Origin of the sequence: Pseudovibrio sp. Alg231-02, from assembly GCF_900143565.1 — a bacterium.
Taxonomy (GTDB): domain Bacteria; phylum Pseudomonadota; class Alphaproteobacteria; order Rhizobiales; family Stappiaceae; genus Pseudovibrio.
Window position 1 is genome coordinate 412,959 of sequence record NZ_FREX01000001.1, and the last position, 22,660, is coordinate 435,618.

General features: G+C 52.5%; 16 protein-coding genes. 6 read left to right on the forward strand and 10 right to left on the reverse strand.

Annotated elements, in window-relative coordinates:
* Window positions 1-3 precede the first annotated feature (3 nt).
* Together DHN43_RS01595 and DHN43_RS01600 are read left to right on the forward strand one after the other, a co-directional pair.
* On the forward strand, window positions 4-1,107 hold the full coding sequence (locus DHN43_RS01595; RefSeq protein WP_108817517.1) for an efflux RND transporter periplasmic adaptor subunit: 1,104 nt from the start codon (window positions 4-6) through the stop codon (window positions 1,105-1,107).
* Window positions 1,104-4,583, forward strand: a complete 3,480-nt coding sequence (locus tag DHN43_RS01600) for an efflux RND transporter permease subunit (RefSeq protein WP_108817518.1) — start codon at window positions 1,104-1,106, stop codon at window positions 4,581-4,583. The genes DHN43_RS01595 and DHN43_RS01600 overlap by 4 nt, the downstream gene beginning before the upstream one ends.
* Before the next feature lie 205 nt (window positions 4,584-4,788).
* Here the strand turns inward: DHN43_RS01600 and pssA are convergent, their stop codons facing one another.
* The 4 genes from pssA to DHN43_RS01620 form a co-directional block, all read right to left on the reverse strand.
* Window positions 4,789-5,736 (reverse strand): CDP-diacylglycerol--serine O-phosphatidyltransferase, encoded by a 948-nt coding sequence (pssA, locus tag DHN43_RS01605; RefSeq protein WP_063288375.1) that lies wholly within the window; start codon window positions 5,734-5,736, stop codon window positions 4,789-4,791.
* 11 nt (window positions 5,737-5,747) lie between these two features.
* Window positions 5,748-6,449, reverse strand: a complete 702-nt coding sequence (locus DHN43_RS01610) for a phosphatidylserine decarboxylase (RefSeq protein ID WP_108817519.1) — start codon at window positions 6,447-6,449, stop codon at window positions 5,748-5,750.
* Between the two features lie 156 nt (window positions 6,450-6,605).
* Window positions 6,606-8,546 (reverse strand): ABCB family ABC transporter ATP-binding protein/permease, encoded by a 1,941-nt coding sequence (locus tag DHN43_RS01615; RefSeq protein ID WP_108817520.1) that lies wholly within the window; start codon window positions 8,544-8,546, stop codon window positions 6,606-6,608.
* Window positions 8,547-8,839: 293 nt separating this feature from the next.
* Window positions 8,840-10,288: a LysM peptidoglycan-binding domain-containing protein gene (locus DHN43_RS01620; RefSeq protein ID WP_208994786.1), complete on the reverse strand. Its 1,449-nt coding sequence runs from the start codon at window positions 10,286-10,288 to the stop codon at window positions 8,840-8,842.
* A gap of 266 nt (window positions 10,289-10,554) precedes the next feature.
* Between DHN43_RS01620 and DHN43_RS01625 the strand changes: the two genes are divergently transcribed.
* A complete protein-coding gene (locus DHN43_RS01625) occupies window positions 10,555-11,145 on the forward strand; it encodes a TIGR00730 family Rossman fold protein (protein ID WP_063288372.1) in 591 nt (196 codons plus the stop codon).
* 54 nt (window positions 11,146-11,199) lie between these two features.
* Here DHN43_RS01625 and rarD read toward each other — a convergent pair whose 3' ends face one another.
* The 3 genes from rarD to cysS all read right to left on the reverse strand — a co-directional run bounded on the left by rarD (window position 11,200) and on the right by cysS (window position 15,533).
* Window positions 11,200-12,141: an EamA family transporter RarD gene (gene rarD, locus DHN43_RS01630; protein ID WP_108817522.1), complete on the reverse strand. Its 942-nt coding sequence runs from the start codon at window positions 12,139-12,141 to the stop codon at window positions 11,200-11,202.
* Between the two features lie 123 nt (window positions 12,142-12,264).
* Window positions 12,265-13,869 carry a citramalate synthase gene (cimA, locus tag DHN43_RS01635; RefSeq protein WP_108817523.1) on the reverse strand — a complete coding sequence of 535 codons (1,605 nt, stop codon included), beginning with the start codon at window positions 13,867-13,869 and terminating at the stop codon, window positions 12,265-12,267.
* A gap of 212 nt (window positions 13,870-14,081) precedes the next feature.
* A complete protein-coding gene (cysS, locus tag DHN43_RS01640; protein ID WP_108817524.1) occupies window positions 14,082-15,533 on the reverse strand; it encodes a cysteine--tRNA ligase in 1,452 nt (483 codons plus the stop codon).
* 278 nt (window positions 15,534-15,811) lie between these two features.
* Here cysS and DHN43_RS01645 point away from each other — a divergent pair, with 278 nt between their 5' ends.
* Window positions 15,812-17,692 carry a L,D-transpeptidase family protein gene (locus tag DHN43_RS01645; RefSeq protein WP_108817525.1) on the forward strand — a complete coding sequence of 627 codons (1,881 nt, stop codon included), beginning with the start codon at window positions 15,812-15,814 and terminating at the stop codon, window positions 17,690-17,692.
* 316 nt (window positions 17,693-18,008) lie between these two features.
* Here the strand turns inward: DHN43_RS01645 and DHN43_RS27005 are convergent, their stop codons facing one another.
* Window positions 18,009-18,146 (reverse strand): hypothetical protein, encoded by a 138-nt coding sequence (locus tag DHN43_RS27005; RefSeq protein ID WP_159096774.1) that lies wholly within the window; start codon window positions 18,144-18,146, stop codon window positions 18,009-18,011.
* 78 nt (window positions 18,147-18,224) lie between these two features.
* Here DHN43_RS27005 and DHN43_RS01650 point away from each other — a divergent pair, with 78 nt between their 5' ends.
* Window positions 18,225-18,611, forward strand: coding sequence for a hypothetical protein (locus DHN43_RS01650; RefSeq protein ID WP_108817526.1), 387 nt, complete (start codon window positions 18,225-18,227; stop codon window positions 18,609-18,611).
* Between the two features lie 900 nt (window positions 18,612-19,511).
* Here the strand turns inward: DHN43_RS01650 and DHN43_RS01655 are convergent.
* Window positions 19,512-20,021 (reverse strand): CreA family protein, encoded by a 510-nt coding sequence (locus DHN43_RS01655; protein ID WP_208994891.1) that lies wholly within the window; start codon window positions 20,019-20,021, stop codon window positions 19,512-19,514.
* A gap of 261 nt (window positions 20,022-20,282) precedes the next feature.
* Between DHN43_RS01655 and DHN43_RS01660 the strand changes: the two genes are divergently transcribed.
* Window positions 20,283-21,293 carry a DUF2865 domain-containing protein gene (locus DHN43_RS01660; protein ID WP_159096775.1) on the forward strand — a complete coding sequence of 337 codons (1,011 nt, stop codon included), beginning with the start codon at window positions 20,283-20,285 and terminating at the stop codon, window positions 21,291-21,293.
* On the opposite strand, the gene gltX is transcribed toward DHN43_RS01660, so the two are convergent.
* The gene (gene gltX, locus DHN43_RS01665) at window positions 21,256-22,620 is read right to left on the reverse strand and encodes a glutamate--tRNA ligase (protein ID WP_108817528.1); all 1,365 of its coding nucleotides are present in this window, start codon (window positions 22,618-22,620) and stop codon (window positions 21,256-21,258) included. The two genes, DHN43_RS01660 and gltX, sit on opposite strands and share 38 nt — an antisense overlap.
* Window positions 22,621-22,660: the final 40 nt, after the last annotated feature.

Here is a 22,660-nt window from a genome sequence, read left to right on the forward strand (position 1 = left end):
AAAATGGCAATTCGATTTTCACATGTTCTGGCTTTGGGGCTTACAGCCGGAATCGGTATCTGGATGGCGACCGGCACAACCGTGGTTATGGGTCAGGGGACGGGCGAAGGTTCGACTCCACCACCAGCAGAAAGAGTGAAAGCTCTCGGCTCTGTTCCCTTTGCCGTAAAAGTGCAGACCCTTGAAGCGACTGTACGAACTCCATTTTTGGAAATGCGCGGACGGACGCAGGCTGATACGCGTGTTGAAGTGCATTCGGAAACTGCTGGTGTGGTGCGTACACGCCCTGCAACGGAAGGCATGTTCGTTCGTAAAGGTGATTTGCTCTGTTCCCTTGATCGCGGCGCACGTGAAGCACGCGTTCTTCAGGCCAATGCAGCTCTGGCTCAGGCCAATATTGATTTTGAAGCTGCCAGCAAGCTGAACAACAGAGGCTTTTCTGCTGCGAACCGTGTGATCGCGCTTAAAGCGACAAGCGACGCGGCCAAAGCCCAGTTGCAGGAAGCTGAACTTGAGCTGGAACGTACTGCAATCCGCGCCCCTATTGACGGGATCATCGAGACACCACTGACAGAAGTGGGCGCGATGCTGGCTGTTGGCAACGTTTGCGCGACAATTATGGCACCGGACCCAATGCTTGCAATCGGCGCTGTTTCAGAATCCAACATTCAGGCTGTAAAGATTGGCCAGACCGCTGTTGTAAATCTGGTGACCGGTCAAACCGTTGAAGGCAAAGTGAGCCACATTGCGAGCTCCGCCAATCCGGACACACGTACTTTCCACGTGGAAGTTGAACTGCCTAACTCTGATTTTGATTTGAGGGACGGTGTTACGACCAGCACTCAGCTGCAACTTGCCAATGAGAAAGCACACTTTGTATCGCCGGGCATTTTGACCCTTGCTGACAATGGGGATATTGGCCTGCGCGGCGTTGGTGCAGACAACAAGGTCATTTTCTATCCTGTTGAGATGATCGGCGGAGACACAAAGGGCGTCTGGCTCAAGGGCCTGCCAGAAAAAGTGACCGTTATTACTGTTGGTCAGGACTTCGTTAAAGAAGGCCGCGTTGTTCATCCCGTTTTTGAAACCGCGGAGGTTTCACAATGATATCCATGCTGGAAGGGGTGCTCCAACGCCCCAAAACAGTTTTTGTGATGATGCTCTTCATGGTGATCGCAGGCATTATGTCCTACATCGCGATTCCCAAAGAAGCTGCGCCTGATATTGACGTTCCTTTCTTTTATGTTTCTGTCAGCCAGTCCGGTATTTCTCCAGAAGACGGAACCCGCCTGATAGGTCAACCGATGGAGACTGAACTCCGCGGTCTTGAAGGTTTGAAGGAGATCACAACGATCGCCGCCGAAGGGCATGTGGGCATTTTGTTGGAGTTCGACATTAATGTCGACAAAGACAAAGCGCTGACGGACGTTCGTGAAAAGGTTGACACGGCGAAGACCAAGATCCCTGAGGACGCCAAAGAACCGACTGTCAGCACCCACAATATGGCGCTTCAGCCGACCATGACCATCGCCCTTTCCGGTGATGTTCCTGCCCGCACGCTTTACCGTCTTGCTGACCGGCTAAAAGACGAGATCGAGTCCATTGCGTCGGTGAAAGAGGTTGAGCTGACTGGCCAGCGTGATGAGTTGCTGGAAGTGATCATTGATACGCTTAAGATGGAAAGCTACTCCATCAGCCAGAGCGAGCTAATCAATGCACTTCGGCTGAACAACCAGCTGATTGCTGCAGGCTTTATTGATGGAGGTGCTGGCCGCTTCAACATCAAAGTGCCGGGTCTGATCCTTGATGCGGATGATGTGTATTCCTTGCCGGTGAAACAAGCTGGTGAAGGTGTCGTGACACTTGGCGATATCGCTACGATCAAACGTACCTTCAAAGATCCAAGTACCTTTACACTTGTGAATGGTCAGCCTGCTGTCTCTCTGGATGTGATCAAACGCATTGGCGAGAACATTATCGAGAACAATGCTGCTGTTCGCACTGTTGTTGAAAACGTTACTGCAGAGCTGCCAAGTACAGTATCTGTGAGCTATATGCTCGATGTATCAGACAACATTTTTCAGACCCTAAACTCTCTTGAATCTTCCATCATGACAGCAATTTTCCTCGTGATGGTTGTTGTTATTGCTGCTCTTGGTTTGCGGTCTGCCATCTTGGTTGGTTTGGCTATTCCAACAAGCTTTATGTTGGGCTTCCTGACACTCACGACCATCGGTATGACCGTGAACACCATGGTGATGTTCGGCCTGGTGCTGACTGTTGGTATGCTGGTTGACGGTGCGATTGTGATGGTGGAGTACGCAGACCGTAAGGCAGCTGAAGGTATGCCTCCACGGGATGCTTACATCCGTGCTGCCAAGCTGATGTTCTGGCCGATCGTCTCTTCCACGGCAACAACGCTGGCGGCTTTTCTACCAATGTTGCTGTGGCCGGGCGTACCAGGCGAGTTTATGAGCTACTTGCCAATCATGGTGATCATCGTTCTGTCTGGCTCTTTGCTGACGGCCATGGTGTTCCTGCCCGTGACAGGTGGTATTTTGGCCGCTGTCTTTGCGTTTATGAGCAAGTATGGCGAGCATCTTCTGGCTCTTATCGTTGCTGTAGGGCTGGCTGCCGTCGTCTCCAGCCTGACACCAATCGTTGCGGTCCTTGGTCCTGCATCAAAACTGCTTGGGGCCGTTATCGTCATCATTGCTTATTTGCCGTTGATGAAGATGTTCAAACCAATCCTCAACTATTCTCGTGCGCGTGCTGAGCGCCGGAAAACGGAAGAGTTGGCAGCCGCAAAAGTGTTCTCCGGACATGGTCCGTTTGACACATCAAAGCTGCGCGGTATTACGCGTGCCTATATTGCCGTTCTGGAGTTTTTGGTTCGCAAGTGGTGGGCCGGCATGCTGGCGATCGTCGCTATGCTGGTTCTTTGTGGCAGCATCTTTATGACCTTTATGAGCAACAATGCCGGCACAGAGTTCTTCGTGGATGAAGAGCCTGAGCAGGGTAAGTTTTATGTGACCGCGCGCGGCAACATGTCTGCTCTTGAGGCTCTTGAACTGGTTCGGGACGTTGACAGCATCATTCTGGCTGAGCCGGGCATTGAAAATGTCGTAACCCGCGCCTTCCCTGTTGGTGTGCGTGGTGGCGGTGGCAACAACGCTCCTGCGGATCTGATTGGCTCTATCGACATTGAGTTTGCTGACTTCTGTTGCCGCCCGTCGGCAAAGGAAATCTTTAACAGCGTTCGTGAGAAAACATCTCTGCTTCCGGGTATCAAGGTTGAGTCCCGGCAGGTTGAGGGCGGTCCTCCAACTGGTAAAGACATCCAGTTGCAGATCAACTCAAACAACTATGAAGCAGCTGTCGCAGCAGCAGACCGCGTTCGCAATCACATTGACACTGTTGATGGTTTGCGTGATCAGGAAGACAGCCGTCCGCTACCGGGCATTGACTGGGAACTGACCATCAATCGCGAAAAAGCGGCTCGTTATAAAGCTGATATCGCAGCTGTAGGCGCTATGGTTCAGCTTGTAACCAACGGTGTTCTGATTGGTGACTATCGCCCGTCTGACTCGGAGGATGAAGTGGACATTCGTGTTCGTCTTCCTCAGAACGAGCGGACTTTGGACAAGTTTGATGAGCTGCGTCTTCGTACTCAGCTGGGTCAGATTCCCCTCTCCAACTTTGTGGAGCGGACACCGAAGCAGAAGGTTTCCAGCATTACACGCCGCAATGGCATGTTCTCTCTGGACGTTAAAGCTGGCGTTGATAAAGACCGCTTCCTCGTGACTGAGAAAGAGGCAGAGATTCAGGAATGGATCGATGCTCAGCAATGGCCGGAGGGTGTGTTCATCAAGTTCCGCGGGGCGAATGAAGAGCAAGCCAAGTCTCAGGCCTTCCTGATGAAGGCAATGATTGGTGCGCTGTTCCTGATGTTCATCATTCTGCTGACCCAGTACAACAGCTTCTACCAGAGCTTCCTGACGCTCTCGACTGTAGTGATGAGTGTGTTTGGTGTGCTGCTTGGTATGTTGGTGACGGGGCAGAAGTTCTCAATCATCATGACCGGTACGGGTATTGTGGCGCTGGCAGGTATCGTGGTGAACAACGCGATCGTGCTTATTGATACCTACAATCGCTTCCGTGAAGATGGGCAGAGCCCGGTAGATGCAGCCCTGCGCACCAGTGCTCAGCGTGTCCGTCCGGTGATGCTGACCACCATCACCACGATTGCAGGGCTCATTCCAATGGCAACGCAGATCAGCTTTGACTTTGCCAATCAGGTCACGACCTTTGGCAGCGTCACTGCAAGTTGGTGGGTGCAGCTCTCAACCGCGGTGATCTCCGGCCTGGCGTTCTCAACCATGTTGACGCTGGTTGTGATCCCGATTGCTCTGGTGATGCCTATGCATCTTGCGAATGGTTATGGGCGGGTTGCAAACAGACGTAAAGGCCAGATGTCTGCAGATCAGTATGCGCTTGCAAATGGCAATCAGGATCCGAGAGAGCCAACCTTTGGTGATGAGGCTTCTGAAGAGGTCAAGCGGGTTCCTGAAGCCGCTGAGTGAGGCTTTCACTATAACAAACGCGAAAGAGGCTGCTTCGGCAGCCTTTTTTAATGCCTGCTATAAGAGCGAACAATGCGCTTGTGTCCCTCAGTCCAGTCTTCGCGTTCTTCGCGCCTAAGTCAGCTTCCTCTTCCCCACTCGCAGAGCTCACAAAAAAGGCCGCGGAATAATCCGCGGCCTTTTAAAATCAGATAGCAGAGCACAGCTACTCGCTACTTTTTTCCTTGTCCTGCTTGGGATCAAGGACGCCAGCTTTCGCAATGTCTTCGAGGCTGACTTTCAAAGACGTCTTGTCTTCAGAAACACTTTCCTCTTCGATCTCGGTGGTCACTACATCACAATCGGCGTGACTGCCCTTGCCGTTCACACAGTGGATCTTATAGGAGCGCCATGCGAATGGGATGGAGATGAGATAGCCGGAGCTGATCACGGTCAGGCACTCGAACGGATAGCTTGCACCAAGTGCAATGATACCGACAGCGACAACAAACAGCGGTAAAACCCATTCGCGTCGAATGTGGGTGCCGATCTGTTTGCCGGAGAACGTTGGCAACTGACTGACCATCAGGAGGCCGACGAACATGGTGTAGAGCGCAACCGGCAGAGCCAGCTCGTTCCAATGTGGCACGCCCAAACGTTCCAGATAAATCGGTAGCAGAACTGTCAGCGCGCCTGCTGGAGCGGGAACTCCGGTGAAGAACTTGCTGGCCCACTTTGGTTTGTTCGGGTCATCTAGTGCCACATTAAACCGCGCCAGTCGCAATGCCATGCAGATGGAGAACAGCAGAGAGGCGATCCAGCCGAGGGAGCTGGCATCTTCCAGCATCCATGCGTAAAGGATAATCCCTGGGGCAACACCAAAGTTCACGAAGTCGGCGAGCGAATCCAGCTCAGCGCCAAACTTGGTGGACCCTTTGAGCATGCGTGCGACACGTCCGTCCAGAGCATCCAGAATGGCGGCGAGGAAGATGGCGGCAATCGCCATATCCCACCTGTCTTCCATGGCCATGCGAATGGCTGTCAGGCCGGAACATAGCGCCAGCAAGGTGACGACGTTTGGTAAAACAATACGAAGCGGAATACGCTTGCGCGTTGACCCTTTCGCATTGGTGGTTTGACCTCCCGGTTCATAGGGAGGAAATGGATTTGACACGCTATACTACCTTAAGAAACGCGGGCAACGATGTCGCCTGCTTCTTCATCTTTCAGATTTGCCAGAATACTCTCACCAGCAATCATGGTCTGGCCAAGGGCAACTTGTGGCTTTGTCCCCTGAGGCAGGTAAACATCAAGACGGGATCCAAAGCGGATCAGACCGAAGCGATCACCTGCAGAAATGTTTTCGCCTTCTTTTACGAAGCACACAATACGGCGTGCTACGAGGCCAGCGATTTGCACAACGCCGATGCGGGCATTGTCGTTTTCAATGATCAGGCCATTGCGCTCATTGTGCTCACTTGCCTTGTCCAGTTCCGCATTCAGGAACTTTCCGGCCTTGTAAGCCACACGCGTGATGCGGCCTGCCATTGGCGCACGGTTTACGTGACAGTTAAAGACGTTCATGAAGATGCACACACGCATCATCGGCTGATCGCCCAGATCCAGCTCCCGTGGCGGGATAACAGACCCCATCAGGCACACAATTCCGTCTGCGGGGGAAACAATCAGGCCGTCTTTAACGGGAGTGACGCGCGGCGGATCGCGGAAGAAGTAACAGACCCATCCAGTCAGGAAAAGGCCGATCCAGAAAAGGGGCGACCAGAACCATCCCAAAATGATGGTCAGGACAGCTGCAATGGCGATAAACGGGTAGCCTTCTTTATGAATAGGAACCAGTGTCTTGGAAATGCTGTCCGCCAAAGACATCTTTACCACCTTTGCTAGAGTGAGGGGTTCAGCTATTGAACCCCTCAGACGTTAAGTTTCTGCTCATAGAGCAACTCAGAGAGAACTGTGCAAGCAACTCTAGCTTATTTAAACAGAGATTCCCCTGATTGCGCGCGGAGCAATCACTTGAACCCACTATTTCTTATCAGTTATGCCCTCAATTAGGCTTTCCTCAGCACTTTTGCCCCTGGAAATGAAACCCTGATCATCTTCACGCATCTGCGCAAGACGCGCTTCCGCTTCACTGACTTCACGCTGGCGGCTCCACATGGACGCGTAGAGGCCGTCATTTGCCATCAGTTCAGCATGCGTCCCCTGCTCAACCGCTTCACCTGCTTTCAGAACGAGGATTTGATCTGCGTTCACCACGGTGGAGAGACGGTGGGCGATGACAAGCGTGGTCCGGTCTTTGGAGACAATATCCAGAGCCGACTGAATTTCCTGCTCCGTGTGCGTATCCAATGCCGAGGTTGCTTCATCAAGAATGAGGATCGGCGGGCTTTTCAGGATGGTCCTTGCAATCGCGACGCGCTGCTTTTCACCGCCTGAGAGCTTCAGGCCACGTTCGCCCACTTCACTTTCATAGCCATGTGGCAGAGCTTCGATGAAGTGATCGATCTGAGCCAGTCTTGCTGCCTCTTTCACTTCTTCCTCTGATGCCCCTACGCGGCCATAGCCGATGTTGTAGGCGATGTTGTCGTTGAACAGAACCGTATCCTGAGGAACCATGCCAATGTGATCGCGCAGGGACTTCTGCGTCACTTCGCGGACATCCTTGCCATCAATGGTGATGCGGCCCGAGGTGACATCATAGAAACGGAACAGCAGACGGGAAATCGTGGACTTGCCTGCCCCAGATGGACCAACAATCGCGATGGTGCTGCCTGCAGGCACTTCGAAGTTCACGCCTTTCAGGATCGGGCGCTCTTCGTCGTAGTGGAAGTGCACGTCCTCGAACTTGATGGTGGCTTCTTTGACCTTCAGGTTCTCCGCAAGTGGCTGATCCTGAATTTCAGGTTCTACGGCTAGTACGGAGAACATGGCTTCCAGATCAGCAATGCCCTGACGGATTTCGCGATAGATGAAGCCAATGAAGTTGAGCGGAACCGACAGCTGCATGAGCAGCGCGTTGATCATGACGAAGTCACCGATGGTCTGCTCACCGCGCTGAATTGCCATGGCGGACATAACCATACATGTGGTCATACCTGCACCGAGGATCAGCGCCTGCCCGAAGTTGAGCCAGGAGAGCGAGGTCCATGTTTTGATTGCAGCGCGCTCATACCCGCGCATTGCTTTATCAAAACGACCACGTTCCATTTCCTCGTTGCCGAAATACTTGACGGTTTCGAAGTTCAGGAGGCTGTCAACGGACTTGCTGTTTGCATCATTGTCCGCGTTGTTCATGTCACGGCGGATCTGGATACGCTTATCGGAGGCGACGACTGTATAGTAGACGTAGGCAAAGACCGTTGCGCCGACGACCAGGACATACCAGAGGCCAAACTGGAACCAGATTACAACAGCCATCATCGCAAATTCGACGACAGTCGGGATACCGCTCAGGATCGTGAAACGAACGATGCCTTCAATCCCCTTCACTCCGCGATCGATCACACGGGTCAGGCCACCAGTGCGGCGTGACAGGTGGTAGCGGAGAGACAGCGCGTGAAGGTGCTGGAAGGTTAGATTGGCGAGTTCGCGAACGGCGTGGAGGCCAACGCTTGAAAAGATCGCGTCACGGATCTGGTTAAACCCGACAGCCATTGTTCTGGCGACATTATAGGCCAGGACCAACATGATTGGCGCGACAAGAATTGGCGGCAACCATTTTGGCAAAACGCTGGCGTCAGTCAGGGCATCGGTTGCCCATGCATAAAGATAGGGTGCGAAAACGGTAATAATTTTTGCGACAATCAACGCCGCGAGGGCCAGAACGACACGCTTTTTAAGCTCCGGCCTTGCGTCTGGCCACATGTAAACCCAAAGAGTTTTCAGTGAACGAAGCAAGCCTTTATCGTCTGCATCCAAAGCAGGGGCGGATTTTGCCTGCTGTTTTTTGCTTGTTGCAGTCATGCTAGTGCCTTGTTGCCCGGCGCGCTTCTTAAAACGCAGAAGCGGTTGGCGAATTTGGAATGTCATATCAGAAGAGCAATGATCCAGAACGCGTTCATTGCCATCAGATTGGAGAGAGTCTTTCGCCCTCTTTTGGAGCGCACCCTTATCCGAAAACCGGAACCACTTTTCGGGAGTACGCAGTAGGATCGCAAACCAGAGAAAGCGCTGGATTGCTCATCCAGCGCTTTCCTAAAGATCAATCTGGAAAGCTTTCTCTTCTTAAATAGGACGTTCGAAGAGAAGAATCCAGATCAGTTATTAATTGTTTTCCAATTCAGGTCAGCCACAGGCAACATAAACACCTGTCCCGGGAAGATCATATCCGGATTTTGGATCTGCTGACTGTTGGCCTGATAGATGGTGGTGTAGCGTGTGCCTTTGCCATAGAGACGACGGGAAATGGTCCAAAGGTTATCGCCGCGGCGGATGATAACGTTCGGCAACTCGCCAATGCCAACGGTTGCAGAGGCTCCTTTTGAACCAGACCCTTCCGCAACAAGGCGAACCGGGATCATGGCAACGTCATTCTCACCTTTGGTGAAGACAACCTGTGCGCGGGCTTCCACTTTACCGTTGGTGTTTTCGACTTTGTCAGCTCTGACTTCCACATTGCCAGCAGGGATTGTTTTTTCAGCTTCCACAAGCCAGCGACCTTCGGTGCCTGCCTGCGCTTCGCCAACAAACTCTTCGCCTACATAAACACGAACTTGCGCGCCAGGCTCACTTTCGCCAGCAACGAAGACCTTGCCCTTCTCAGTTTCAACGGCTTTGACAGTCAGCTGCGGCTCTTCAGTTACCGCTGCAACCGGTGCTGCAGGTGTCTCAACAGGTGCCGGAGTTTGCGCTCCGACTTCAACAGGCGCGTCAGCGGTCTGTGTGGCAGCTTCTGGAGCTGGTGCAGATGTTGTATTTACAGGTGCAGGCGTCTCAGTGACGGCAACTTCAGTATTTGCAGATGCTTGTGCTGGTGTTTCAGCCGCGGCATTAACCGGAGCTGGTGCTTCTTCCTTTGCGCCAGGGGTCTGTGCAGCTGCAACGTCAGCAGGGGCAGTCGTTTCAGGTGAATCTGCATTCGCTGTTGCAACGGGCTCTGCAGTCACAGGTGTTTCTGGCAGCTGGAGAATTTTCGATGGCGCGTCTGGTTCATTCAGAACAACCAGAACCTCACCGCTTTCGTCTTCAGGCACAGACACTGCGATGTGTTGCTGCGAGCCGCTCTTTTCCTGAGTTTCCTGATTGGTCGCTTCAAGGCTGACATCGTGGTCGCCCGGTTTCAGCGGTCTTTCCAGAACAATTGCAAATTCACCGCTGTTGTTCGCAATGCCTTTGCCGACCACATCCCCGTTGGAGATGAGTGCAACAATGGAACCAGCTTCAGCACGGCCAGCGACAACGGCATCGCCTGACGGCTCAACGCGCATCACATCAAAACTTGGAACATTGTCGGTGGTAACAGCGGCGGTATCCAGCTGAGTGGTCACTTCAGGGGCTTTGCCAGCTTCTGCCTTGCCCGTCTGAGTGCCCGACGAGTTGAGCTGTACTTTGCCATTTGCAGCAGCCTCCAGCTTTGCAACAGCCTTTTCAGCTTCTACAACAACCGAAGTATCTTCCTTGCTCAGGTAGTACGCCCCCGCACCGATTGCGCCTGCAGCAACAGCTACAGCAACTGTCAGCAACCAGTTCATCCCCGATTTCGACATGGTTCTCAATTGCTCCTCAAGCAGACCATAGTTCACTCGACATGGCATGCTTTGACATTATATCAGATTGTCCGGATATCAGTTTATCCGGCTGTCTCTTTTCCTTAGCTCTAGGCAAAAAGGACAGACTTTAATCGTGTTTGTTATACATGTTTAACCCGAGGGGCAAGGTGCACCATGTCAGGCAAGTTGCGCATATGGTGAAGTTAACCTCATTTTACGAGCCTTGCTTGACGTTCCCCCTAGCCTAATGCGACAGAATACCTATGAAAACCTTGAAAAGCATCTGCGTATATTGCGGCTCCAATGCTGGAAGTCAGCCACTGTTTGAAAAAGCGGCGATTCAGCTTGGTGAATTATTAGCCCGTGAAGGGATTCGACTCGTTTATGGTGGCGGATCCATTGGACTTATGGGAGCTGTTGCGAAAACTGTTCTTGAAAATGGCGGAGAAGTCACCGGCGTCATTCCGAAGTTCCTGATGGAACGAGAGGTGATGCTGGAAGACGCTCATGAGCTGATCGTTACTCAGGACATGCATGAGCGCAAACGCACCATGTTTGAAAAAGCTGATGCGTTTATCGCACTGCCTGGTGGGATCGGCACTCTTGAGGAACTTGTGGAGATGCTGACCTGGGCTCAGCTTGGTCGCCATGACAAACCCATGCTGCTTCTCAACCTTGACCAGTTCTGGACGCCTCTGGTGGAATTGCTCGACCACATGCGTAGTCTTGGCTTTATTCGCCCGGACAGCGACATCACCTACGAGATCACCGAGGACGTTGCTCAAAGCGTCGATATCCTTTGCAAAGCCATTGAGGGCTGCAAAGTTGAACATCCTGATTTGAAGGATATGTAACAAAAAGGCCGCTGAGTATTCAGCGGCCTTTTTTAATTGCGGTCTATTTTACAGTTACGCCAGCTTCGCAACGCGGCGTCTTGCTATCACACCGTCGACCGAGAAGATGACGAGTGAGAACCAGATCATTCCAAACGCAAACAAGCCCTCAATCGACAGTTCTTCACCAAACAGCCATATGGCGCTGAGGAAGTGGATGGATGGCGCTATGTATTGCAAGAAGCCAATGTAAATCATAGGCAAGCGGCGCGCTGAAAAGGCGAAAACCACCAATGGGACTGCTGTGATCACACCTGTGAACAGCAGCAGAGACAAGAACCACGGGTGCTCCACCGGAATTGCTGGATAGATGCCACCGGTGCCAGCCTGCGCGAAGTACCAGATGCCGACAAGTGCAAATGGCAGGACGAGCAGGACTTCCACCAACTGGCCAGCAACGGCGCTTACAGGTGCTTGCTTGCGCACATAGCCGTAGAGCGCAAAGCTGAGGGCCAACACAACAGACACCCACGGCAGTTCACCCACCTCAAAGGTTTTGTAGAGCACGGCAAAGATGGTGATCGCCAGCGCTGCAAGCTGCGCTTTGGACAGACGTTCGGACAATAGCACAACACCCAGGCCTACGCTGACGAGCGGATTGATGAAGTAGCCGAGGCTGGCATCCAGCACCCTGCCCGTTTCTACCGACCAGATAAAGATGGTCCAGTTGATACTGATGACTGAGGCCGACACCAGAAGGTATCGCAGACGCGAGAAATCACAGAAGATCGCAAGGATCTCCTTGCGCAGTTTGCTCATGACCAGAAAGGCGCCAAGAAACAGCACGGAGCCAATCACGCGATAACAGATCACGATGATCGCCGGCATGTCTGCTGTGAGCTTATAGTACATGGGAGCAAAGCCCCACATGAGATAAGCAGATACTGCTGCTATCAGTCCAGCCTTGAACGCTTCTGGCGTGCTTAGCGGATCAGCAGCGGACGCTGACTGGCTCATTCAACCCTCATATTACAACGTAAACAGGCGCCAGAGATCCTGACGCCAGTTAAAAAAGGAAGGCGTGGCCGCGCATCCGCGACCACAAATCGTTTCGTGCTCAAAAGCCTTTGGCAGCCTTTATCAGGCTGTTTCCAGCTCATTCGCTTTGAAAATGCAATAACGAACGGAATCGACCAGGGCCTGGAAGGATGCATCTACGATGTTTTCAGAGACGCCGACTGTGAACCAGCGCTTGCCGGTTTTCTTGTTCTGGCTTTCTATGAGAACACGTGTGATCGCGCTGGTGCCACCGTTCAATATTCGCACTTTATAATCTATCAGCTCAAGGTCAGCTATCAGGCTTTGGTATTTGCCAAGGTCCTTGCGCAGCGACAGGTCGAGCGCGTTGACCGGACCATTCCCTTCAGCCACCGACATAAACGTCTCGCCGTCCACTTCCACTTTCACAACCGCTTCGGAGACCGTGACACGCTCACCCAACGCGTTGTAGCGGCGCTCGACACCGGTGCGGAAGGACAGGACATCGAAGTAATCCGGCACGGAATGTAAGCGTCGGCGGGCGAGCAGCTCGAAGGAGGCATCTGCGGCTTCATAGGCAAAGCCCTGCGCTTCCAGTTCTTTCACCTCTGTCAGCAGACGATCAAGACGCGGATCGGCTTTGTCAGCTTCAACGCCAAGGCGTTTCAGTTCATTAAGCAGGTTGGACTTTCCAGCCTGATCGGAGACAAGCACACGGCGTTGGTTGCCGACCATTTCTGGTGGGATGTGCTCGTAAGTATCCGGGTTCTTGAGGATGGCAGAGGCGTGGATACCTGCTTTGGTGGCGAAGGCGTTGGCACCGACATAAGGAGCGTGGACGTTGGAAGATCGATTCAAGATCTCGTCAAAACTCCTTGATATTGCAGTCAATTCTGTCAGGTCTTCAACAACAATGCCAAGTTCGACCAGATCACGATACGGCTTTTTCAGCAACATGTTCGGGATCAGGGTGATCATATTGGCGTTGCCGCAACGCTCGCCGATGCCGTTGAGCGTACCCTGCATCTGACGGACGCCAGCGACGACAGCGGCCAGTGTGTTTGCTACTGCATGGCCGGTGTCATCATGGGCGTGGATGCCCAGATTGCTGCCGGGCACCACTTGCATCACTGCATTGACGATCTGCGTGACTTCGTGTGGAAGCGTGCCACCATTGGTGTCGCACAGAACCACCCAGCGCGCGCCAGCTTCAAAAGCGGTTTGTGCGCAGGCCAGAGCGTAGTCCGGGTTTGCCTTGTAGCCATCAAAGAAGTGCTCACAGTCGATCATGGCTTCTTTGCCAGCGGCAACGGAGGCTTTGACCGTATCTGCGATGCTTTCCAGATTTTCCTCGTTGGTGCACTTCAGCGCAACATCAACGTGGTAGTCCCAGCTTTTTGCCACATAACATGTGGCGTCTGCAGCCGACTGGAGGACCATTTGAACGCCGGGGTCATTGCTGACAGAGCGCCCAGCGCGTTTGGTCATACCAAAAGCAGTGAAGGTCGCTTTCTTTGTTCTTTTTTCGGAGAAGAACTGTGTATCTGTTGGGTTCGCGCCCGGGTAGCCGCCTTCAATGTAGTCGACGCCCAGTCTCTCCAATAAGTCGGTAATGGCAATTTTTTCGTCCACGGAGAAATCAATGCCGGAGGTCTGAGCCCCATCGCGCAATGTCGTGTCGAAAAGATACAGACGCTCTTTCGTCATAGTATGCCTACCCTGCTTATTGTCCTGAGTTCACCCTCAGGCTCCCCTCATGTGACGGAGGTTTCCCTTTGTCTCCGTAGGATTTCTCAAGGCACGTACTTCGGGCGCCTTGAGAAAACTTAGCAAGCCTAACGGGTTATCCCGAATAGAACCATGGAGCAGACTTCAAGTTTCCTTGTGGTATCTGCGTAGTCCATGGCTCTGAAACCTCGTTAAGCGCAGGACCAGGTGGTCTCAATTTCACCTGTTTCCTTGTTTTTCATGTCTTTAAGCACAATGCCGTCGGCTGCCAGCTCATCGCGGATGCGGTCGCTTTCAGCAAAGTCTTTCGCCTTGCGGGCATCCAGACGTTTTGCAATCAGCTCTTCCACTTTGGCCTTCAGCTCCGGAGAGGCATCTGCTTCAGCTTTTTCTTCTTCCTGTGCTTTGGAAAATGATTCAAGATCAAAGCCCAAGAACTTGATAGAATTAGCTAATTTCTGCGCAGCGTCTGCATCTCCCCCGCGTGCATCGCGGGCCAGTTTGTGAAGAGCGGCAAAGGCACGTGGCGTGTTCAGATCGTCTTTCAGGCCTTCCAGAACACCTTCATCCAGTGCGCCATTTTCCTGTGCTGTGACACCGTGCTTCTTCATCAGCTCAATCCAGCGGGTGAGCTGCTTTTCGCCTTCTGCCAGACTTTTGAATGTAAAGTCAATTGGCTGGCGGTACTGGGTTTGAAGCAGAGCATAACGGATGGCCTGACCAGACCATTTGCGTCCATCGCCTTCTTCCGTGTCCAGCAGCTGATGAACGGTGAAGAAGTTGCCCAAAGACTTGGACATCTTCTCGCCTTCCACCTGCAGGAAGCCGTTGTGCATCCACACATTTGCCATGGCATGGGTGCCGTGAGCACATCTGGATTGTGCAATCTCGTTTTCATGATGCGGGAACGTCAGATCGACACCGCCGCCATGAATATCAAAGACCTTGCCCAAATGCTTTTCAGACATTGCGGAACATTCGATGTGCCATCCCGGACGACCTGGTGTTTTAATGCCACATGGGCTTTCCCACCCCGGCTCTTCCGCTTTGGATGGCTTCCAGAGCACAAAGTCGGTCGGGTCTTTTTTGTAGGACGCGACTTCCACACGCGCACCGGCGATCATCTCGTCCAGTGTACGGTTGGAGAGTTTGCCGTACTCGGGCATGCTTGGCACATTGAAGAGGACATGCTCGTCCGCGACATAGGCATGGCCTTTGTCGACGAGTGTCTCAATCATTGCTTTCATCTCTTCGATGTGGTCGGTTGCCCGCGGCTCAATATCCGGCGCTTGTGCCCCCAGCGCAGCCATGTCCTCATGGTACTGGCCAGCGGTTTTTTCGGTCAGCTCACGAATGGAAATACCTTCGTTTGCTGCGCGCTCGTTGATTTTGTCGTCCACGTCTGTGATGTTTCGCACATATGTGACATGCTCTTTGCCATAGAGTTGACGCAGCAATCTGGCCAAAACGTCAAAAACTACGACTGGGCGCGCATTACCAATATGGGCGTAGTCATAAACGGTGGGACCACACACATACATGCGCACGTTGGACGCATCCATTGGCACAAAAGCTTCTTTTGTGCGTGTCAAAGTATTGGTGAGCAGAAGTCCCTTGCCGCCCTGGGCTGTGTCTGCGCTCATAATGGTTCGTCTCCTGGCCAGCTGGCCGGGCGTTCATCTCACGCAGAATCAAGGCAGGATAGAACGGCCACAGCCAGCGTTGTCGCTAGCTGCAAATAATGATGGTGCAAGAAGAAGTGTGCATCGCCGTTTTCATATGTTGCTTTTCGCTGATTGTTGCTTACAGGTCAAGTCTTAGTCTCACCAGATCACCCACATTTCTAACTAAGTTAAATACAAAATTTCTACCCGAAGATGCAATTCTAAGGGAAAGCCAAGAAAAAACAGGGAAGTAAAACGTGTCTCACAAGAGTATCTGTGCCACCGTTCTCGCTGCAAGTCTGATTGGAATGAGTTCACCTTCAAATGCGACAGGCAACGCGACCTCCTCTGTGAACCCGATAGATCCGCTGAGCTTTAATGAGACTGCGGCCTCATCACCAACCGACACGCCTTCCCCAGAAGACCTTGTGTTACCTGATATTGATCCCTTGGTCTTGCCAGAAAGCGAGCTGCAAACTCCAGATCTCACAGGTCCTGCCGGACAGGTTCTCGATCCAACTCTTTCAGAGCTGTCTGAGTTGGAGCAAACCATCCGGGACCTGATCTTTTCTGAAGACGAGATCAAGAGCGCAGGTTTCAGTTCGCGGCAAGTGGATGCTTTGGCAGAGGCTTACTCCTTACGCAACTTCCGCCCTGTCTGGTTTGAAGACCAGTCTCTGACACCGCTTGCCAACCGTTTGATTGACGAGATTCGCAAGGCCCCAACCCATGGGCTTGATCCGCAAGCCTATGGTGTTCGGCAGCTGGCCTCGATTCTGGATGTGATGGAAGCGTCCAATGCTACAGCTACTTTGCGTGAGATCGCTGTTGTTGAACTGCAGCTGACCCGCGTTTTTGCCAGTTATGGCGCTCACCTTGCTGGCGGCGTTGTGCGCCCAACCAAGGTGCTGAAGAATGTTTTCATCACCCCGCAGGTTCCAGAGCTGAATGACATGCTCACTCAGCTGGAAGAAACGCGGTCCGTAGAGCAGTTATTCGCAAGCCTAGAACCTGAGGCTCCGTCCTACGATCTTTTGAAAGACCAGCTGACCCGTTATAACGACGCCCTCACCTCTGATTATCCTGTCTACATTGAAGACGGACCAAGCATTCGGCCCGGTGACACAGGTGCGCGCATCTCGCAGCTGGAGAAACGGCTGCAAGCAGAGGGCTATGCACCCTATTATTCCGGATACTCCGGAACGAGCGAGCAAGACGTGGCACCGGCCTATTACAATGATGACATGGTCGCGCTCGTGAAAAGCTTTCAAAAGCGTCATGGTCTGAGTGTGGATGGGGTTGTTGGCAAGAAGACCCGGGCAGCATTGAATGCCTCACTCGCAGAGCGCCGCGATCAGATCCTTGTTAATCTGGAACGTATGCGCTGGGATGACCCACTTCCGTCTGGCCGCTATGTGAAAGTCAACGTGGCAGAACAGATTGTGCGGGTGATGGAAGGCACGGACGTGCTTTATGAGACCCGCACGGTGGTGGGCAAGCCTCGCCATGCCACGCCTTTGTTCTCCGACACCTTTGAGTATGCAGAGATCAACCCGACCTGGGGGGTGCCATGGTCCATTGCCACCAACGAGTACCTACCTAAGCTGCGCAAGAACGCGTCTGCCTTGTCTGGCAGCGGGATCAATGTTTACAAAAATGGCCGCCGGGTCGATCCGACGGCAATCAACTGGAATGCGGTCAGCAAACGCAGGTTCGGGTATCAGCTCCGCCAGAAGGCTGGGCGGAAAAACGCTCTGGGGGCTGTGAAGTACATGTTCCCAAACAAGCATAATATCTATCTGCACGACACACCGTCCAAGCGCTTGTTTAACAAGGATCAGCGTGCGTTCAGCCATGGCTGCATCCGGGTGCAGGATCCATTTACATTCGGGGAAGTGCTGCTTTCCGGTTCTGGCCACAGCCGCGCTAAGATGGAAAAGCTGCGCGCCCGGGGCAAGACTGTTCGCCTGAAGCTGAAAGAGACCGTGCCCGTGCATCTGCGCTACTACACCGCTTTTGCTGGTGATGATGGGGAACTTCAGTTCCGGGAAGACATCTACAAGCAGGACAAAGCGATTCTGGAGGCTCTGCTCACCTCGCAAGATGCATTCAAGATAAAGATGGCCTCAACCTACTGACCTGACAAATATGCGCAAATTGCCACGTCCCTTATCAGGGATATGGTTAATAGTGCATATTTGAATTAGCTGTGCTAATATATCCCCAATAGAACTGCATTTCATAATTCAAACGGGGGTTGATTATGCTGAAGCAGGCTATGGGTGCAATGATTGTGGCAAGTGCTATCTCAAGCCCGATCATTTTCCTTGCGGTTTACCTGTTTATGAACTCTGCGTGAGTTCAAAGCCATCTCTTCAGATGGTGCTGACAAAACTGAGAGTTCCCAAAAATCTAAGGGCAGCGCTTGGCGCTGCCTTTTTCTTTGCGTGAATCTTACTCATCTAAAAGAGTTAAATCGGCAAGCTGGTCGTTTTGTGTTTTTGGCAAGGTGATGTTGGGATGACGGTGGCGGTTCTGTGGGGTGGTTTGGATGCATCTCATTAAAATTTTTGCTTGCATAAAACTGCCCATGTTAGGATCCGGTGTCTTTAACTTGTTTAGCATTGATGCCTGAATCTATTCATGTCGCAAAGGTTATGTAGAAATATAATGTTTCGTTATTTTATATCCGCACTCTTAGCAGTAGTGAGTTTGAGTCAAGCATATGCCGATGATGAGAGTGTGCGTTTATCTAAAGTTCGGGAAATTATCTACGCAAATACAAAGGTAACTGCTCATCTAAAACTGATTAATTTGCATTTTGAAGACTACATTCATTTTGGCTCCACTCCGAAGGAATTAGAAGATTTTTTTATATTCGTGAGCAATCTCCATGTGGTCGATGTATTTTCTGGTTTCCCTAAAGAGCACGCTAATTTTATTATAGAGTTTTCTGAAAATGATGCGTGTCAGTTATCATTAGAAAGTTATAAAGCATCACTGCTTTTACCGAGACAAAACTCGACCGATGAAAATGCAAAATGCAAAATGCATTAAAAATAGCTACTTATATATTACGGGGATTACAGAGTTTTTGGATGGAAACTACTCAGAACTCAAACTGGCTCTGTCAATTAAATCACATTGTAACGAGATAAGTTCAAGCCCTAAAACTGTCATTGCCTGCATAGAAGATCAATTGAGTAAATTTTAATGGCTCTCCGCGCAGGGTGTATATTCTGGACAGATGGATGGCGTGTGTTCGTTGGCATAGGTGATGCGAAGACGCAAAACTCGGTGGCTATTGTCTCTCTATTGGCGAGACAGACGTCTTCTTTCGTCATGCCAGTCAAAGCAAGCCACCTCTTTGCATCACACATTGTTTGGGAAGGATGACGACCTAGGGTGATACCCGACAAAACTTATCCCCCTCCCCCAAAAGCTGCCTTACTCTGTGTCTCGTGCCCACGCATTCGGGCAGGAATGGACCGTCCATTTCGCGGCGTGGGTGGGGTTGGGCTGCTGGTACGAGGTAACGTATCGTGTCAGGAGGTCCGGTGAAGCGCCATACCCTATTGAGACCACAGTGGTATTAGGGAGTTTGGGGTCGTTCCGGAGGGCGTCCGGTGGTGGCAGGAAACTGCCAATGACAGGGAAACCTGTCACTGGTACAGAGATGTGCCGGTGACACGGGAACGTGTCATTCACGTCTGTCCGAGAGGGAGCCCGCGTGTTCATGATAAAAGGCCCGGGCGAGGCGAACAGCCAATGCCGAAGAAACATTATTTACAAGTAGCGCAGGCAAAGCCTGTTCGCCTTGCTCCACCCGTATAAACGGGATCCTCAAACACAAACACCGCCGGGATTGCCCAGCGGTGCTCAAAGTGCTTGAGGCGCAGATGTCAAATCTACGCGTATTCTTATCCGAAAACCGGAGCCACTTTTCAGGAACAGGCTTTAGTCATCCAGATAGTCAGCACACTTTTCCGGAACCTGATCGCCCCACGGCATGATCGGCACGGTAGACGTAGAGTTCTTCGGGCTGCCTTCTACGAGCTTGTCGGAGTAGACCAAATAGACCAGCACGTTCCGCTTTGCATCACAGCCACGGACAATGCGCATTTTTTTGAAGAACAGGGAGCGGCTCTGGCGGTAGACTTCGTCGCCTTGCTCAAACTTGCTTTTGAACTTGATGGGGCCAACCTGACGGCAGGCCAACGAGACATCTGAGGTTTCTTCCTCCAGTCCGAGCCATCCGGAGAAGCCGCCTTTTTCAGGCACTGTGAAGTGACAGGCGACGCCCTCGACTTCCGGGTCATCCAGTGCATAGGTCGCCAGCTTATGGTCCGGGCTCAGGAACTTCCAGACGGTTGACTTCTTGAAGATCAGATCCGGCTCCTGTGCCTGTGCAGCGGTGCCAAGCATCCCCAGCATCACTCCAAGGACCAGTGTCACGGTGCTCGCCATTTTCAGGACTGATTTTCCAAGCGCAGAGATCTGCACGGCTCCCCTCCATTTTCAAAAGAACAAATCAAATCACTCCCGATATAGGAGGTTTTTTGGCAACTACCAGCAAGGGAACCAGAGAATTTTGTAAAACCTACCGGAATCCGTTGGTTTCGCCCCAATAAGGCCATAGAATAGCTTATCTCTAAGATTTCTCTGAGGAAACCAGTATTGCGGGCTATGACCATTTCCAGACTCCCTTTCGCGCACTCATGCGCAGCCGTGGCTCTTGCCCTTGGCGCCTCCCTTATTTGGACCGGTAGTGCGTTTGCACGCCCTCAGGTGTGCGACAGGCTTGAGACGGAGTTTATCGAGCTTTCTGAACAGGTCGAAAGCAATGGCAGCTCCAACAGCTGGCAAACGGCCTATGAAGAGCAGCTGGTTCATATCCGCAATGTGCAGTCCCAGATGTCCAACTTCGGCTGTGATGGCTCTTTTGGCCCTGCGCAGTGCCAGCAACTGAGCTCTTCTTTGCAGCAGATGAATGAGAACCTGACCTATCTGGACAGTCAGAGACAGCAGGAACTCTATTCCAGCGTGCTGCAGGACCGGCTTACTGAAGTGAAGCAGGCGCTGGTTGATCTTAATTGTTCTGATCGTTCAGATCAGCAAGTCCAGCCGTTGACGCCGGCACAGACCAATCAGCCTTTGCAGCTGGAGCCACGTTCGACCGCCGGTTTCTCCTCCGGTGGTCAGCAGTATGCGACCATGTGTGTGCGCAAGTGTGATGGCTACTACTTCCCGATCAATCCGAATTCCAGTGCAGAAGATCTGACGGAAGATGGAGAGATTTGTCAGGCGCTGTGTCCAAGTCAGGACACCGAGCTTTATGTCTTCCAGGTTCCTCAGGAAACACCTGCCCAGATGCGCTCTTTGTCTGGTGCGCCTTATACGTCCCTTGCCAATGCCTATCTGTTCAGACAGCAGAACAACCCGGCTTGTTCGTGTGATGCAGCAGGTGGTCAGCCTGGCAATCTGGAGCCGTCACCTGCGATCCCACCTCTGGAGCAGGCCCTTCCGGGTAATCAACTGGAAGATCTGACACCGGGCGCAACAGCGACCTACCCTGCTATTCCGAACCAGAGTGAGCTGCGTCAGACCGTAAACGCAACAGAGGCCCAGAGTGATATCTCCGAGCCTCCGCTTGTTCAGAAGAAGTTTGTGCCGCGCGAGGTTGAACCCCGCACAGGCCCTATCAGGAAAGTCGGTCCAAAGTTTTTTCCCGACCAATAAGCGGTAGCATGTTCTTCAGGTCTGGACCGTGTGCCAGACCTGTAATTGCCTTGCGCAGTGGCATGAACAGGCCTTTGCCTTTTCGGCCAGTTTCAGCTTTGACGGCTTTGGTCCACTCGCCCCATGTTTCCTCGGTCCATGGCTCTTGCGGAAGCAGAGCTGTGGCCTGAGTGATGAAGTCCTTGTCTTCCTCGGCAATGTCTGGCGTGGCGGACCCAACGATCAGCTCCCACCATTTTTTCGCATCGCTTACGGTGGAGCAGTTTTCTTTAACCGCAGTCCAGAACGCTTCATCACCCTCAACGCCGTCAGCTTTCAGGCGGTCTGCAACATCAGCAAAGCTCATGGCATGGACGAGTTTTGCAGTCAGGTGGCCCACATCTTCCGGGTCAAACTTTGCAGCAGACTTGGAGATGCCGGAGAAGTCGAGCATGTCTGCCAGAGCTTCCATGGTTGGAGCAGGTTCAACTGCGTGGCTGGTGCCTGTCAGCACTGCGAGAGAGCAGACTGCCATTGGCTCATAGCCTTCTTCCCGCAGCGAGCGGATAGACAGGGCGCCAGAGCGTTTGGAGAGCCCCTCACCAGATGCAGTGGTCAGCAGGTTGTGATGACCAAACTCAGGAACTTGTGCCCCCAGTGCCTGGAATATGGCAATCTGTACACCGGTGTTGGCAATGTGGTCTTCACCGCGAATGACATGGGTGATGCCCATATCCGCGTCATCCACGATGGATGGCAGCGTATAAAGGTAGGTGCCGTCCGCGCGGATCAGCACCGGATCAGACAAAGAGGCAAGATCAACGGTCTGACGACCGCGGATCACATCATCCCAATGCACGTCTGTTCTGACAGTGGAGAACGCATCGCCTTCTGCGTGGTTTGGCAGTTTGAAGCGCCAGTGTGGTTTGCGGCCTTCTGCTTCATATGCAGCAATCTGCTCATCGGTGAGCTTCAGGCCCGCACGGTCATAAACAGGAGGACGGCCCAGAGCGCGCGCACGGTTACGGCGGCGTTCCAGCTCTTCCGGCGTCTCGTAGCATGGGTAAAGGAGGCCTGCATCTTTCAGCTTGGCAGCTGCTGCATCATACAATGCAAAACGCTCGGATTGTTTTTCCACGCGATCAGGGTTGATACCCAGCCACTTCAAGTCTTCAGCAATACCAACTGCATACTCTTCTTTAGAGCGTTGCACGTCAGTATCGTCATAGCGCAGAACGAAATTGCCGCCCTGCTTCTTAGCAAAGAGATAGTTGAAAAGCGCCGGGCGCACATTGCCGATATGGATGTGACCAGTCGGAGATGGCGCGAAGCGAACAGTAACACTCATGGCTGAGCCTTCTCATCAATAAACAAGTTTGACACTCGGG